This window comes from Xanthomonas sp. WHRI 8393, assembly GCF_040203315.1.
Lineage (GTDB): Bacteria > Pseudomonadota > Gammaproteobacteria > Xanthomonadales > Xanthomonadaceae > Xanthomonas > Xanthomonas arboricola.
Window position 1 is genome coordinate 127,036 of the sequence record NZ_JBEGGL010000001.1, and the last position, 14,735, is coordinate 141,770.

Sequence of the window (14,735 nt, forward strand, 5' to 3'; positions counted from 1 at the left end):
TAACAGCCGACGCACTGCAATGACCGGCCCTTACCAATCCCCAATCCCCAATCACGAATCCCCGCCGTACAAGGCACTCGCCGACTGGAACAGGATCCAGCTGGTGGCGATGAACTTGTCGCCGCCGACCGGGCGGTTGCCGCGGTGGGTGTGGGTGAAGGCGGTGGGGGCGATCAGCAGGCTGCCGGTGCGCGGGCGGGCCTTGCGCTGCTGGAACAGGAATTCGGTCTCGCCCTGTTCGAACTCGTCGTTGAGGTACAGCGTCCACAGCAGATGCCGGTGCAATGTGTCGGCGCTGGCATCGCGTGGATACAGCTCGCAATGCCAGTAGGGATAGCCGCCCTGGTCGGCGGTGTACCACTGCAGGTTGATCGCGCCCGGGCGCAGGCAGGTACGGGCCAGGTCGCCCAGCGCCTGGTCGCTCATCTGCGCGATGTCCCCGGCCACCAGCCGGTGCGGGCTACCGTCGGCAGTGGTGACCTGCAGCATCAGCGGTGAGATCAGGGCTTGTGGATAATGCCGCAGATAGGTCAGTACGCCTTCGAACACCGCTTGCTGCAGGCGGTTTTCCACCGCCGCCCACTCGGCTACACCGCTGATGCGCAGGTCGCGGCTGTGTTTGAGTTCGGGAAACACGCCGCCACCGATACGGCCGGGATGCAGCTGCTGGCTGTCGCGCATGCGTTGCACGATGGCGGCGCAATCCTCGCGCGAGACGGCGTTGTCGGTGATCTGGATGAAGTCGGGTTGGCTCATGCGCACGACCATAGCAACCTGCGCTACCGCCTGCACAGCACGCCCGGCGGCGCGCGCAAGGCAGCAAAGAAAAACCCCGCCGAAGCGGGGTTTTTCGTTACACGCGTGGTGCTACGACGATCAGAACTTGTAGTTGACCGAAGCGGCCAGCACGTCGCCCTTCACCTTGTAGCTGCCCGCCAGGCGGTCGCCGGTGGCACTGCGGGTGTCGCTGGTCGGGTCGCTGGTGAACAGGTGGGTGTAACCGAAGTTGTATTCGGCCTGCTGCGACGGACGCCAGCTCAGACCCAGCGAGACCCACTTGCGGCTCGCATCCGGCACGCGCACGTCGCGGTGCTCGGCGGTGGTCGGGGTCTGGTCGTACGCCAGGCCGCCACGCAGGGTCAGCGTCTCGCTCATGCGGTAGTCGGCACCGATCGAGGCGAAGGTGGTGTCGCGGTAGGAGAAGTCCAGCACGCTGTCGGGCTGGTTGGAGGCGAAGTCCACGGTCACCTGGTCGAACTTGCTCCAGGCGGTGCGGGTGACGTCGGCCATGATCGACCACTGCTCGTTCACGTTGTGGGTGAAGCTGGCGGTGGCGCTGGCCGGCAGCTTGACGGTGGCGCGGCCCTTGGTGTCGACGAAGGTGCCCGGCGCGGCAACGCCCAGGACTGCCGCAGCCGGACCCGGCACGGTGAAGTCGGCATCGCCGTCGGTGATCTTGTGCTCCACTTCCGAGCGGTAGCTGAAGCCGATGTGGGTGTTCTCGTCGATGCTGAACAAGCCGCCGAGGGTGAAGCCCACTTCGGTGCTGTCGCCCTTGATGCGCGAGTAGCCATCGGCATTGCCCGGCGCGAAGCCCGGCACGCGGCGCGCGGCCAGCACGCTGCCGAAGTCGACCGCATTGGCCAGGTCGATATCCAGACGCTCGGCGAACACCGAGGCACCGAAGGACACGTACGGGTTCACGTCGTAGGAGAACGCGACATTGAAGTCGATCGCCTGCAGCTCGGTCTTGGTGCCGTGGTAGCGGCCGACCCAGTCGCGGTCGTATTCGGTCTTGAAGCCGAACGGCACGGTCAGCGAGGTACCCAGGTGCATGTTGTCGTTCTCGCCGAACGGCACGTGGAAGTACATCGCCGGGACCGGCGCGATCATGCCGGCGTCGCCGCCATTGCCGCCGGAGACCGGGGCGCCGTTGGCGTAGGTGGCGGTGTCGGGCTGGAACTTGGCCGAGAAGCTGATGGCGCTGACGTCGGCCTGGAACAGGCGACCGTCCAGCTGGCGCATGCCGGCCGGGTTGTTGGCGATGATCGAGGCATCGTCCGGGGCGCTGCCCGAACCGGCGAAGGCACGGCCAAGACCCTTGGCGCTGTTTTCCTTCAGCTGGAAGGCGGCGCCGTGGGCCTGGCCAACGGCGAGTACGCCGGCAATACCGACGGCCAACAGGGTGGCGCGGCTGAGAGTGGAAGCGGTAGACATAAGGTGGTGCTCTCCGGATAAAGACTGCAGTGGTCGGTACAGCGCCCGCGCCCAGCGCCAAGTGGCTGCTGGAGCGCGCCGGAGACCCCCCCCCGACATACGACGCCGTACGCAGTATACCCACCACAATTAACCGAACAATAACGAAGTACGTTTTGATCGTCTGGACAGGTTAGGGATGGGTTCAGGAGCGTGAACCCGCTAGAGTGCCACTCCGATGTTCGTCTCTCTCCCTTCCCGCAAGAAACCCACCCCGCGCTGGGCAGTGCCGTTGCTGTTCGCAGCCGTCTGGCTGGCCTACCTGTGGTCGATCAGCCGGCCCGGCGAGGCACGCAATACGCTGTGGCTGGACTGGGGCGCGCTGTCCAGCGGCGTGTCCAACCTGGGCGACTGGTGGGCGACGCTGCGCGACGGCAGCGTGCTGCGGCTGTTCACCGCGTTGTTCCTGCATGCCGACTGGTCGCACCTGCTCGGCAACCTGGTGTTCCTGCTGATCTTCGGGCTGCCGGCCGAGCGCATCCTCGGGCCGTGGCGCCTGCTGTTGCTGTTCCTGGTCGGCGGCGCGGCCTCCAATCTGGCGGCGATCTTCGCGATCGGCACGCCGGACCGGGTGATCATCGGCGCCTCGGGCGCGGTGTCGGCGTTGATCGGCACCTATCTGGCACTGTTTCCCGGCGCCAAGCTGGGCGTGGTGCTGCCGCTGGGGCTGTTTCTGGAATTCATCCGGGTACCGGCGCCGTTGCTGATCGGTGCCTGGGCGCTGCTGCAGGTGGTGTTCGCCTATATCGGCCCGGCCTTCGGCATGGTGGCGTGGTCGGCGCATATCGCCGGGTTCGTGTTCGGCATCGTGTACGGGCTGTATGTGCGCGCGGCGATCGCGCGGCGGCTGCGCAAGCGCCACGGGTTCTAGCGCGGCGGCAATCGTGCAGGGGGCACCGGGGCGCCGTGTTGCGCCGGCTGCGCGCCTATAATCGCCGCATGTCCAAGCCTCTGTACAAAGTCACCTTCCTCAATCACGGCAAGGTCTACGAGCTTTACGCCCGCCAGGTCACCGGCAGCCATCTGTGGGGCTTCAACCAGATCGGCGAGCTGGTGTTCGACGTGCACGACGGGCTGGTGGTCGACCCCACCGAAGAGCGCCTGCGCGAAGAGTTCGGCAACACCAAGACGCTGCACCTGCCGATGCAGAGCATCGTGCGCATCGAGGAAGTCGAGAAGAAGGGCCAGTCGGTGATCCGCGATGCCACCACCGGCGACAAGGTGGTCACGCCGTTCCCGTTGCCGACCAAGCCGCGCTGATGCGCATCCTGGTGCCCGACGATTACCAGGGCGCCGTGCGTCACCTGCCCTGCCTGCAGCGCCTGCACGGCCACGATGTGCAGGTGCTGGGCGCGCTGGCCACCGACCCCAACGAATGGGCCGAGCGGCTGGTCGAAGCCGATGCGCTGGTACTGATCCGCGAACGCACCCGCGTGGACGCCACGCTGTTGCGGCGACTGCCGCGACTCAAGTTGATCAGCCAGACCGGCCGGATCGGTGCGCATGTGGATGTGGCCGCGTGCACCGAGTTCGGGGTGGCGGTGGCCGAAGGCGTCGGCTCGCCGGTGGCGCCGGCCGAACTGACCTGGGCCTTGATCCTGTCGGCCAGCCGGCGCCTGGGCGAGTACCAGCGCGCGCTGCACCAGGGCCGCTGGCAGGCGCTGGGCGATCCCGGCCTGGGGCGCGCGTTGCATGGGCGCACGTTGGGCATCTGGAGTTACGGGCGGATCGGCCAGCGCGTGGCCGGCTTCGGGCGTGCATTCGGCATGCAGGTGCTGGTGTGGGGCGGCGAGGCCTCGTGCGCACAGGCCGCGCGCGATGGCTTCGACATCGCCGCCAGCCGGCAGGACCTGTTCGAACGCAGCGATGTGCTGTCGCTGCATCGGCGCCTGACCGCGCAGACCCGCCACCAGATCAACGCGCAGGATCTGGCCTGGATGCGTCCGGATGCGTTGCTGGTCAACACCAGCCGCGCCGAGCTGATCGCGCCCGGCGCCTTGCTGGCCGCGCTGGATGCAGGCCGGCCGGCACAGGCGGCGGTGGATGTATTCGAACGCGAGCCGGTGCTGGATCCGCGCGACCCGCTGCTGCAGCATCCGCGCGTGCTGGCGACGCCGCATCTGGGCTACGTGGAAAGCGACAGCTATGCGCTGTACTTCGAAGCGGCGTTCGACAATGTGCTGGCATTTGCCGCCGGTGCGCCGCGCAACCTGGTCAATCCCGAGGCATTGGCGATTACGCGATAGCGCGTGGTTGACGCGGTGGTGATCGTGCGCTTGGGGAGGCTTGTCGCGACCGGGGTCGCTCCTACAAGCGCCTTGGGGTCCAAACCCGCCGGCGCTGTGGCGGCCGGGTGATCCAGGGATGCGTGCAGGTGGCGTGGCAGTGCCGATGCGTAGCGATCGGGCCTGGCGCGCAGCGGGTGATTCACCCGCTGCGCTGTGGCCGGATTACTTGACCGGTTCGGCCGGCGCAGGCGCGGCAGGTTCCACCGGCGGCGCGGGCTTGGCCTTGTCGGCCGGTTCGCTCGGCTTGTCGGCAGGCTTGGGCTTGTCAGCTGCTGCCGGGCGCGCGGCGGCCGGCCTGGGCTCGGCTGCGGTCTTGGCGGCCTTGGCCTTCTGCGCTGCCTGTGCCTTGGCCTTGAGCGCGGCTTGCGCCTTGGCCGCCGAGCCGGGCTGCTTGAGCTCGGCCAGCGCGGAAGCGATCGGGCCATCGCCCGGCAGCACGTCGCCGGCTGTGTAGCCCTCCTCGCCTTCGGCATCGCCACGCAGATGGCCCGGCAGCGTGGCTTCGCTGAAGTCGGCCAGGCTGGCCGGCACGTCGGCATCGCCCGGTTGCGGTTCCGGGGTGAGCAGCACTTCCGGCACGATGCCGCTGGCCTGGATCGACTTGCCACTGGGGGTGTAATAGCGCGCGGTGGTCAGCTTGACCGAGTCGCCATTGTCCAGCGGCAGCACGGTCTGCACCGAGCCCTTGCCGAAGGTGCGGCTGCCGATGATGCGCGCGCGCTGGTTGTCGCGCAGCGCGCCGGCCAGCACTTCCGAAGCACTGGCCGAGCCGGCGTCCACCAGCACCACCACCGGTGCGCCGCCGAGCAGATCGCCCGGGGTGGCGTCGAACTTGGCATCGCTGATGGAGATGCGTCCGCGCGTGCTGACGATATTGCCCTTGTCGAGCAGGTCGTCGGCCACCTGCACCGCCGAGGTCAGCAGCCCACCCGGATTGCTGCGCAGGTCCAGCACCAGGCCGCGCAACTTGCCGCCGGCCTGCAGCTGCTTGAGGTTCTTCTGGAAGTCGGCACCGGTGTCGGCCTGGAAGGTGCTGATGCGGATATAGCCATAACCCGGTTCCAGCAGCTTGCTGCGCACGCTGGCCACGCGGATGGTCTGCCGCTGCAGGGTCACGTCGAACGGCTTGGGAGCCTTGTCGCGCACGATGGTCAGCACGACCTTGCTGCCGGATTCGCCGCGCAGCGGCTCCATCGCCTTGCTGGCGTCGATCGGCTTGCCGTCGATGGCCACGATGACGTCGCCGGCGCGGATGCCGGCACGTGCGGCCGGGGTGTCGTCGATCGGCGCGATCACCTTGAGCGTGTTGTCCTGCTGCTGCAGCAATTCCACGCCGATGCCGTCGTAGGCGCCGGTGGCCTGCTCGTCGAAGGCTTCGGCATCTTCCTTGTCGAAATAGGTGCTGTGCGGGTCCAGGTCCGAGAGCAGGCCGCGCACCGCGGCGTGCATCAGCTTCTTGTCCTCGACCGGGTCGACGTAGGCCTGCTTGACCGCGTTGTACACCGCCACGAAGCGGCGGATCTCATCCAGCGGCACCTTTGAGACGGCGGCTTCGTTGACTTCCGGATCGTCCGCAGTGGCCTGGGCGGCGGCGGGACTGGCTTTCTGCGCCCAACCGGGTGAGGCGAACAACGCCAGCGACAGGGCAACGGACAGGACGGCTACGCGCATGAAGCACTCCGACAAAGAGATAAGACGCCCCGCAACGGAGCAGCCTGGATTATGCGCGAAGCCGCGGTAAATCCGCGTTGACTTGGCGGGGCCAGGTATGGCGGCGGTCATGCACCGGAACGCGCGCGGCGTGCGCGTGCGCTCAGCGGCGCTGCAACCAGCTCGACGGATCCACCGGCTGCCCGTTGCGACGCAGTTCGAAGTACAGCGCCGGCACGCCCTGCCCGCCCGAGCTGCCGACCTTGGCCACCGCTTCGCCGCGCTTGATCGACGCGCCGGCATCACGCAACAGCGTGTCGTTGTGCGCGTAAAGGCTCATGTAGCCGTTGCCGTGGTCCACGATCAGGATCATGCCGTAGCCGGTCATCCAGTCGGAGAACACCACCGTGCCATCGGCCACTGCGGTGACGGTGCTGCCCTTGGGCGCGCCGATCAATACCCCCTTGCTGGTGTGGCCGTCGGGCAAGGTGGCATTGAAGCGCGCCAACAGGTTGCCCGCCACCGGCCAGCTCAGACCGCCGACCTTGGGTGCCGGCGCACTGGCGATGACCTTGGGCGGGGTCTTGCCGGGACGCTCGGGGCGCTCGGTCTTGCTGCGCTTGGCCTGCGCGGCGGCTTCGGCGGCGGCGCGTTTGGCGGCGGCGCGCCGTTCGGCCTCGGCCTTGGCGGCCGCCGCGCGCAGGTTGGCGAGCAGCTGTTCCAGCGACTTGGCGTCCTGGCCCAGGGCTTTTTCGCGTTCGGCGCGCTGTTTGTAGCGGTCGTCCAGCTGCGCGACCGTCGCCGCCTGCTGCGAGCGATCCTTCTGCAGCAATGCGGCCTGCGCCTTTTGCTGCGCACGCGCCGTATCCAGTGCCTGGCGACGGTTGGCGATGTCCTGCTCCACCTTGGTCAGCGCATCCAGCTGCGTGGTCAGTGCCTGGATGCGCTGTGCACGCGCGTTCTGCACGTAGCGATGATCGGCCAGCATGCGCGTGGCATCGCCCACGGTGTCCTGCGACAACAACACCTTCAACGGCGCGTTGCGGCCGACCTGGTCGGCGGCGCGCAATAGCGCAGCCAGCTGCATGCGCTGGTTCTGCAGGCCGCGCTGCAGCTGCGCACGCTCCTGCTGCAGCTTGCCCAGATGCTGTTCCTGCTCGCGCATCGCCGTTTCGGTCTCGCTCAACGCGCGCGAGGTCCTGGCCACCTTCTCATCGGCCTGGCGCAGTTGCTGGGCGGCAGTGCCGCGCTTGCCTTCCAGCTCGCGGCGGTCGGCGCTGATGGTCTTGAGTTCGTCGCGCAGCTGCTGCAGTTTGCGCTCGGTCTCGCGCTGGCTTTGCGCACCGGCCGCGGTGCTGCCCAGCAGCGTGCAGGCCAGCACGGTCGCCGCCAGCCACGCGCGGCAGCGGCCGGTGGCGGGGGCGGACGGCAGGCGCGAGCGCGGGGCGGGCGACAGGGGCAACGAAAGGTCCAGTGACTTCAGGCAGGTGCGCGATTGTAGCCAAGCATGGTGTGATCACCGCCACGCCCAAGACAGCCGCCGCCGCGCAAGGTTCAGCATGAAGCCCCAGCATCTTCTTCTGGCATTGTCCCTGGTCTGCGCAAGCGCCTGGGCCGACGAGGACATCAGCAAGGTCAACGGCCGCATCAGCGCCGAGGCCGGCAAGGTCTATGGCGGGCTGGACACCGTCAATGGCTCCATCGAGGTCGGCGCCGGCGCGCAGACCCGGAGCGTGGAAACGGTCAACGGCAGTATCCAGATCGGCGACAACGCCCGCACCGGCGATGTCTCCACGGTCAATGGCGCGATCACGCTGGGGCAGAAGGTGGTGGTGTCCGGCGGGCTGGAGACGGTCAACGGCAGCGTGCTGGTGGAGCGCGGCAGCCGCATCAGCGGCGGTGTGGAAACGGTCAACGGCAGTATCGGCCTGGTGGAAACCGAGCTCGGCAAGGGCATCGAGACCGTCAACGGCGACATTACCGTCGGGGTGCGCTCGCATGTGCATGGCGGGATCGAGGTCACCAAGCCGAACTTCAGCTTCTCGTTCAAGCCTGCGCGCAAGCCGCGCGTGGTGATCGGCCCGGATGCGGTGGTCGATGGCCCGCTGGAGTTCGAGCGCGAGGTCAGCCTGTACGTGCATCGCACTGCGAAGATCGGTGCCGTCACCGGCGCCACCGCGCGCAGCTTCGACAGCGGCGTGGCACCCAAGGACTGACGCGCTCACCACGGGGCCAGCGCCTAGAATCGGGGGACCTTCGCCGCACGAGGAGTCCCGATGCCCCGCAAGATCCTGTTGTGCCTGGCCGCGACGCTGGCCCTGGCCGGCTGCAAGCGCGAATCCGCCGACGCGCCAAGCGCGCCCGCCGCACAGGCGCCGGTGGACACGGCGGCCAGCGCACCGGTCAGCCGCCACACCTTTTCGCCGGAGCTGACCGGCGACGACTTTGCCGAGCTGGTCAAGACGCTGGCCTCGGACGAATTCGAAGGACGCGGCCCCGGCACGCCGGGCGAAGAGAAGACCGTCACCTATATCCGCGACCAGATGCAGCGCATCGGCCTGCAGCCGGGCAATGGCGACAGCTGGTTCCAGGACGTGCCAATGGTGGAAACCACCGCCAATGCGGCCACCGCACCCAGCCTGCGCAGCGGCGAGCAGACCCGCACCCTGGCCTTCGGCACCGACATCGTGGTCGGCACCCGCACCGGCCAGGCCGAGGTCAAGCTGGACAACAGCGAGCTGGTATTCGTCGGCTACGGCGTGGATGCGCCCGAACAGCAATGGAACGATTACGCCGGCCAGGACTGGAAGGGCAAGACGGTGGTGATGTTCGTCAACGACCCGGGCTTCCACACCGGCGATGCCAAGCTGTTCGACGGCAAGCGCATGACTTACTACGGCCGCTGGACCTACAAATTCGAGGAAGCCGCCCGCAAGGGCGCGGCCGCGGCGCTGATCGTGCACGACACCCCGGGCGCCAGCTATGGCTGGGACGTGGTCAAGAATTCCTGGGCCGGCCCGCAATACGACCTGCCGGCCAAGGACGATCCCGATCCGCGCCTGCCGGTGCAGGGCTGGATCAGCGCCGAGACCGCCAAGCAGCTGTTTGCCAATGCCGGGCTGGATCTGGCGCAGGCCTACAAGGACGCCAGCAAGCGTGGCTTCAAGCCGGTGCCGTTGAAGGCGAGCTGGTCGGTGGACCTGAAGAGCACGATCGCGGAGAAATCCTCGCGCAACGTGGTCGGCGTGCTGCCCGGGACCACGCATGCCGACGAGGCGGTGCTGTACATGGCGCACTGGGATCACCTGGGCAAACACCCGGGCGAGAGCGGCGACAACATCTATAACGGCGCGGTGGACAACGCCACCGGCGTGGCCGGCATTCTCGAGATTGCCGACGCGTTTGCGCATCAGGATCCCAAGCCGGCGCGGTCGGTGGTGTTCGTTGCGGTGACGCTGGAAGAATCCGGCCTGCTCGGTTCCAAGTACTACGTGGCCAACCCGAGCTTTCCGCTGGACAAGATCGCGGCGGTGATCAACCTGGATGCGATGTCGGTGGCCGGGCGCGCACGCGATGTCACCGTGGTAGGCATGGGCAGTTCGGAGCTGGAAGACATCCTCAAGCCGATCGCCGCGATGCAGGGCCGCACCCTGCATGCCGAAGCCACGCCGCAAAGCGGCTCGTATTTCCGCTCGGATCATTTCAACTTCGCCAAGGCCGGTGTGCCGGCGCTGTATGCCGATGGCGGCGAAGACCTGCGTGAGGGCGGTACTGCGGCCGGGCGCGCCGCCGCCGAAGACTACGGGCGTAATCGCTATCACGCCCCGGGCGACGAATACGATGCGGCCAGCTGGAAGCTCGATGGCACCATCGAAGACCTGCAGGCGGTGTATGGCGTGGGCAAGGAGGTGGCCGCCGGCCAGCGCTGGCCCAACTGGTATGCCGGCAACCCGTTCAAGGCTGCGCGCGATCGCATGATGGCCGGCAAGCCCGCTGCGGGCGCCGCGGCAGCGGCGCCTGACGCCGAAAAGGACGCAGCTGCCGAGGGCAAGAAGGCGGCGCCGGCGCGTTGAACGACGCCAACACCGCATGCGATGTCATGCAGCTACTGCATGGCGTCGTGATGCGGCCTGCAAGGTGAGCGGCAGCGGCGCGCCCGCGTATCGCGATCAAAACAAAGGGCCTCCTGTTGGAGGCCCTTTGTTTTGGTTCGTCCTGATCGTTGCGGTTGCGGGCGAGGTCACGATCCGTGTCGATGCAGTGCATCGATGCGTCGGATCGCGTGCCGCCTCCCACTGAAGGATGTCTGTTCGTCGGTGCTCTTCTGAGAGAGGATGCCACCGGCCTGGGAGAGGCCTTCAATCGTGCTGCCGACAACGCGTTGCCATCAACGCGGCGCATTGTCGGCGCGCCGCCGACTCCGGGGTGCGCTGGTCAATCGTTATCCACGCTCACCACGTGCCCGTCTTCCGGGTCGACATGCAGATCCACCTTCTGCCCACCGCGTTGCTCGGCATCGGCCTTCCACAAGCCGTCTTCGAACTTGAGATCGTGCACATTGGAATAGCCGCCGGTCGACAGCGCGGCGCGGATATCGGCCTCGCTCAGTTTGGAGGTGGTCTGGTCGCCGTACACGCGGCCGGTCACCGGATCGATACGCACATCCACATCCTTGCCGTCGCCGCTGCGTGCGTCGGCGGTCCACACGCCATGTTCGAACTTGACGTCGTGCACCTTGGTATAGCCCTTGTCGGTCAGCATGCTGGTGACCTCGCGGGCGGTCAGCGCCTTGGCCGGCTTGTCGGCGGCGGCCTGCGCAAACGCGCCCTGCGCTGCCAAAGCGAGTGCGCCGATCAGCGCGGTCTTCATCAGTCGATGTGCCATGTGATGCTCCTGCAGTGAAGTGCGCCCATGCTGGACGCGGTCTTATCGCTGCCAGGTGAATGGCCGTCAGAAGCCGCAGCAAGAGTTCAGTGAGCTCAAGCTTCGGTGATGATGCGATCGGGGTGCGTCCGATGACGCACGCACGTTCGCACGTTCATCAGCCAGTGGTTTGCGGCATTGCGGCGCAATGAGCGCGTAGTGTACTGGGAGCGACGTAAACGGTGTCACATCGAAACCGTCCTGCCCGGCCTGTCATCCAATAGATAGCCAGTACGAAGATGCAAAAGAAGCGAGCCGCTTTGCGGCGGCTCGCTCGACTCAACCCACCCGCCTCACATCACGGAATGGCGCGTGTGGCGCGCACCGCCTGCGGCGAGAGGATGGACATCTGCGGCTTGTCGGTGCCGTCCTTGTTGGGATGCACGCTGTACTGATAGCTGACGTTCCACCACGAACCGGCGGCCCACCAGGTCCAGCCCGACCAGACATCTGCATTGGCATCGATATAGCGGAGCATGCCGCGCAGTGCCTCATTGCAGACGGGGTTGTTGGCGGTGCCGAATTCGCCCAGAAACCCGCGCCTGTGGTTGGTGCGCAGCCACTCGGTGAAACTACGCAGGCGCTCGACACCGACGGTGGCACTGACGCAGACATTGGTGGTGCCGCTGGAATCGGCATCCAGGTATTGATGCACTTCGAACGCGTAGCGATCGAGCGGATCGTAGATGGAAACCAATGCGGTTGCGTTGGAATAGCCGTCGTTGGTGGGCGAATACCAGCTGTGTGCACCGGTCCATAATGCGCCCGGCACCAGGATCAGGTTGTTCGCACCGGTGGCACGAATCGCATTGATGCCTGCCTGTGCAGTGGCAGCCCAGGCGCTGGCCGAGACGCCATTGGGCTCATTCATCAGCCCGAAGATCACCGCGTTGTCGCTGGGAAATGCCAGCGCAAGGCGGCGCCACAAATCGGCGAATGTGGCGATCGGCACCTCGTCGCCACCGATCTTGTAACCGTAGTATTTGCCGTAATTGTGGATGTCCAGCACCAGATACATGCCCGATGCCTTGGCGCGTGCCACGGCTTGCTGCACCAGGGCCAGTTGGGTCGGATCCAGTTCACCGCGTGCACTGGGCTGCAGACGTTCCCACAGCACCGGCAGGCGGATCGTGTTCATGCCGACGCCGGCGAAATAGGTGTAATCGCTGGCCGAGGCATACATATAGTCCTTATTGAGGACGCCGGGTTTTTTGGACGATGCGAATTCGGCACCGGATAAATTGACGCCGGCATACGTCAGTGCGCGTGTTTGTGCGTAGACGGGTGCGAATGTGCCGAACAGAATGCAGAGCAGGGCGCAGCGGAAAACGGTGCGCAGCGTTTGAGAGACAGCAGACATGAAACAACTCCTTCGACGACGGGGATGGTGTGTCGCAGCGGTTTGCGTGCGATCTGCGCGAGGTGCGCCACACCTGTCGTAACCAATGCATCTGCCGTGCCTAAACGCTCACCACATCGAATGTGAATCAAATGTGTAGGCTGGGTCGCAGTCACTTACCGCAAGGGTCACGTTCTGGAACAGCACGCTGTGACGCGCCGCGCTGAAAAGCGGTCGCGCACGCTTGTCGACACCGCCATCGCATGCATGGCGCTGTCGAAAAATCGGCGGATGGATGCGCTCGCCGTCAACGGCGCGGCGCCGGATCACCGACGCTGCACTGCTGTTGCGCACGCACACGCAGCGAGCGCTATAGCGCGTGCTGAGTGCTGGCGTTTTGCTGCGTGACGACTGTGCTCACCGCGACTGGGCACGGCTGTTGCCGGGCATCGGCATATACCGGGTGTACATGCGTGAGCTGGGTGCTTGCTGCTTGCTTCGACTACTGGGTGATGCGTTTTGCGCGCGCGCTCAGGATCGACATCTGCGGCTTGTCGCGGCCCTGCGCATCGGGCTGCACGTTGAAGGGGTAGCTGCGGTTCCACCACGCGCCGGCGGCCCACCAGGTCCAGCCCACCCATACGTCGCGGTTGGTTTCCAGATAGCCCAGCATGCCGTTGAGTGCGCTATTGCAGGTGGCGTTGTTGCCGGTGCCGAACTCGCCGAGAAAGCCCTGCTTGTGATTCAGACGCAGCCATTGGGTGAAACTGCGCAGGCGGTCGGCACCGGCGGTGCTGCTGACGCAGCCGGCACTGGTGCCGCTGGAGTCCGTGTCCAGGTACTGATGCACTTCGATCGCGTAGCGATTGAGGGGGTCGCGAATGGAGGCCAGCGCCACTGCGTTGGACTGGCCGGCAACGGTGGAATACCAGCTGTGCGCGCCACTCCATAGCGCGCCGGGCACCAGGATCAGATTGTTGGCACCGGTCTTGCGGATGGTGTCGATCGATGCCTGCGCGGCGTTGGCCCAGGATTGCGGATTGATGTCGTAAGGCTCGTTCATCAGCCCGAAGATCACGCTGTTGTCGTTCTTGAAGGCGATCGCCAGGCGTCGCCACAGATCGTTAAAGGTGCTGATCGGCACGCGCGCGCTGCCGATCTTGTTGCCGTAATACCGGGCGTAGTTGTGGATATCCAGGATCAGGTAAACCTTGGCCGCCTTCGCGTTGGCCACGGCCTGGCGGATCAGTGCCAGCTGCGCCGCATCCAGCTCGCCGCCGGCCTTGGGTTGCAGGCGCTCCCACAGGATGGGCAGCCGGACGATGTTCATGTGTTTGCCGGCGAAGTAGCGGTAATCGCTGGCGGCCGGATACAGATAGTCGACGTTGAGCACCCCGGGCTTTTGCGAGGATTTGATTTCGGCACCGGAAAGATTGACGCCTGCGTACTTCAGGCGGTTCTGTGCCTGTGCGAACGGCACACCTGCAAGCAGCACGATGACAAGCAGCAGCAATGACAACGCACGGCTGGACAGCCGGCGCGTCGGCGTGGGGGAGGGCAACATGGGTGACTCCTGAAGCATTCGCGGGGGAGATGCATTGCCCTGGCGTGGACCTGCCACGTGCATGACGACACTGCATCGCGTTTCACCCTAAGCGCATCGAGACATTCAAACTACGAATGCGAGCTATCACTTAATTGGAGCTGTGAGCGACTTCGCGTTTATTGCCAAACATGCGCACGCTTTGTTGTGGTAAGGCGACACCGCACGGTCACGCGCATTGCATGCCGATTGCAATCTGCGCCGAATGGCTGCGGAACGCCGCCTCCCGCATCGCTGGACCGCCATGGTGCGATCGCAACGCTGCAGGTCGATGGCGCCGTGCGCCTGGCAGTGGTGCGCATCGCAATTGCGACGTACGCCGCATTGCGCGGGCATCATCGAAACGCAACGCGCGGCGCAGCACAGCACCTGCCATCGCCACCGTGCTGCTGCGCGATCAACGCGCACGCACATGCAAAAGTCACCTGGTGCGGTCGCGCAACCTCGGCACTTGCCATGTGCAACGCGCAATTGGTGTGGGCGGCGTCATGCTTTCGGCAGCGGGCAGCCAGTGCACCTGCTGCAATAAGAAGATCGGATTGCGGCTGAGATGGATGCAGCGCGCGGTCTGTAATCGTTGGTGGATCTCATCGGTGACGCGTGGCAGGACAGGGCGGATGGCAAAAAAAACGGTGGCCGCAGCAATAGCTGCGACCACCGCGATCGACCGGACCGC

General features: G+C 66.1%; 14 protein-coding genes. 5 read left to right on the forward strand and 9 right to left on the reverse strand.

Annotation, left to right across the window (positions count from 1 at the left end; all coding sequences use genetic code 11):
- Positions 1 to 51: 51 nt before the first annotated feature.
- A complete protein-coding gene (locus ABQ137_RS00520; protein ID WP_349780927.1) occupies positions 52 to 756 on the reverse strand; it encodes a 2OG-Fe(II) oxygenase in 705 nt (234 codons plus the stop codon).
- Positions 757 to 876: 120 nt separating this feature from the next.
- Positions 877 to 2,217, reverse strand: coding sequence for an outer membrane protein transport protein (locus ABQ137_RS00525; RefSeq protein ID WP_024939140.1), 1,341 nt, complete (start codon positions 2,215 to 2,217; stop codon positions 877 to 879).
- 217 nt (positions 2,218 to 2,434) lie between these two features.
- Between ABQ137_RS00525 and ABQ137_RS00530 the strand changes: the two genes are divergently transcribed.
- The 3 genes from ABQ137_RS00530 to ABQ137_RS00540 all read left to right on the forward strand — a co-directional run bounded on the left by ABQ137_RS00530 (position 2,435) and on the right by ABQ137_RS00540 (position 4,502).
- Positions 2,435 to 3,127, forward strand: coding sequence for a rhomboid family intramembrane serine protease (locus ABQ137_RS00530; RefSeq protein WP_024939139.1), 693 nt, complete (start codon positions 2,435 to 2,437; stop codon positions 3,125 to 3,127).
- Positions 3,128 to 3,195: 68 nt separating this feature from the next.
- Complete coding sequence (locus ABQ137_RS00535) at positions 3,196 to 3,516, forward strand: DUF1820 family protein (protein ID WP_016901574.1); 321 nt, start codon at positions 3,196 to 3,198, stop codon at positions 3,514 to 3,516.
- Positions 3,516 to 4,502: a D-2-hydroxyacid dehydrogenase family protein gene (locus ABQ137_RS00540; RefSeq protein WP_046345202.1), complete on the forward strand. Its 987-nt coding sequence runs from the start codon at positions 3,516 to 3,518 to the stop codon at positions 4,500 to 4,502. The genes ABQ137_RS00535 and ABQ137_RS00540 overlap by 1 nt, the downstream gene beginning before the upstream one ends.
- Before the next feature lie 204 nt (positions 4,503 to 4,706).
- On the opposite strand, the gene ABQ137_RS00545 is transcribed toward ABQ137_RS00540, so the two are convergent.
- Both ABQ137_RS00545 and ABQ137_RS00550 read right to left on the reverse strand, forming a co-directional pair.
- Positions 4,707 to 6,215, reverse strand: coding sequence for a S41 family peptidase (locus tag ABQ137_RS00545; RefSeq protein ID WP_349780928.1), 1,509 nt, complete (start codon positions 6,213 to 6,215; stop codon positions 4,707 to 4,709).
- A gap of 142 nt (positions 6,216 to 6,357) precedes the next feature.
- Positions 6,358 to 7,656 (reverse strand): murein hydrolase activator EnvC family protein, encoded by a 1,299-nt coding sequence (locus tag ABQ137_RS00550; RefSeq protein ID WP_349780929.1) that lies wholly within the window; start codon positions 7,654 to 7,656, stop codon positions 6,358 to 6,360.
- Between the two features lie 97 nt (positions 7,657 to 7,753).
- On the opposite strand from ABQ137_RS00550, the gene ABQ137_RS00555 reads away from it, so the two are divergent.
- Together ABQ137_RS00555 and ABQ137_RS00560 are read left to right on the forward strand one after the other, a co-directional pair.
- Entirely contained in the window at positions 7,754 to 8,410 is a 657-nt protein-coding gene (locus ABQ137_RS00555) for a DUF4097 family beta strand repeat-containing protein (RefSeq protein WP_349780930.1), read from the forward strand.
- A gap of 60 nt (positions 8,411 to 8,470) precedes the next feature.
- Positions 8,471 to 10,267 carry a M28 family metallopeptidase gene (locus ABQ137_RS00560; protein ID WP_349780931.1) on the forward strand — a complete coding sequence of 599 codons (1,797 nt, stop codon included), beginning with the start codon at positions 8,471 to 8,473 and terminating at the stop codon, positions 10,265 to 10,267.
- A gap of 361 nt (positions 10,268 to 10,628) precedes the next feature.
- Here ABQ137_RS00560 and ABQ137_RS00565 read toward each other — a convergent pair whose 3' ends face one another.
- The 5 genes from ABQ137_RS00565 to ABQ137_RS00585 all read right to left on the reverse strand — a co-directional run bounded on the left by ABQ137_RS00565 (position 10,629) and on the right by ABQ137_RS00585 (position 14,717).
- Positions 10,629 to 11,078, reverse strand: coding sequence for a PepSY domain-containing protein (locus tag ABQ137_RS00565; protein WP_026064113.1), 450 nt, complete (start codon positions 11,076 to 11,078; stop codon positions 10,629 to 10,631).
- 337 nt (positions 11,079 to 11,415) lie between these two features.
- Entirely contained in the window at positions 11,416 to 12,477 is a 1,062-nt protein-coding gene (locus ABQ137_RS00570) for a glycoside hydrolase family 5 protein (RefSeq protein WP_104608597.1), read from the reverse strand.
- 108 nt (positions 12,478 to 12,585) lie between these two features.
- The gene (locus ABQ137_RS00575) at positions 12,586 to 12,810 is read right to left on the reverse strand and encodes a hypothetical protein (RefSeq protein WP_349780932.1); all 225 of its coding nucleotides are present in this window, start codon (positions 12,808 to 12,810) and stop codon (positions 12,586 to 12,588) included.
- A 148-nt stretch (positions 12,811 to 12,958) separates the two neighbouring features.
- Positions 12,959 to 13,948, reverse strand: coding sequence for a glycoside hydrolase family 5 protein (locus ABQ137_RS00580; RefSeq protein WP_184457943.1), 990 nt, complete (start codon positions 13,946 to 13,948; stop codon positions 12,959 to 12,961).
- Between the two features lie 532 nt (positions 13,949 to 14,480).
- Positions 14,481 to 14,717, reverse strand: coding sequence for a hypothetical protein (locus ABQ137_RS00585; protein ID WP_349780933.1), 237 nt, complete (start codon positions 14,715 to 14,717; stop codon positions 14,481 to 14,483).
- Positions 14,718 to 14,735: the final 18 nt, after the last annotated feature.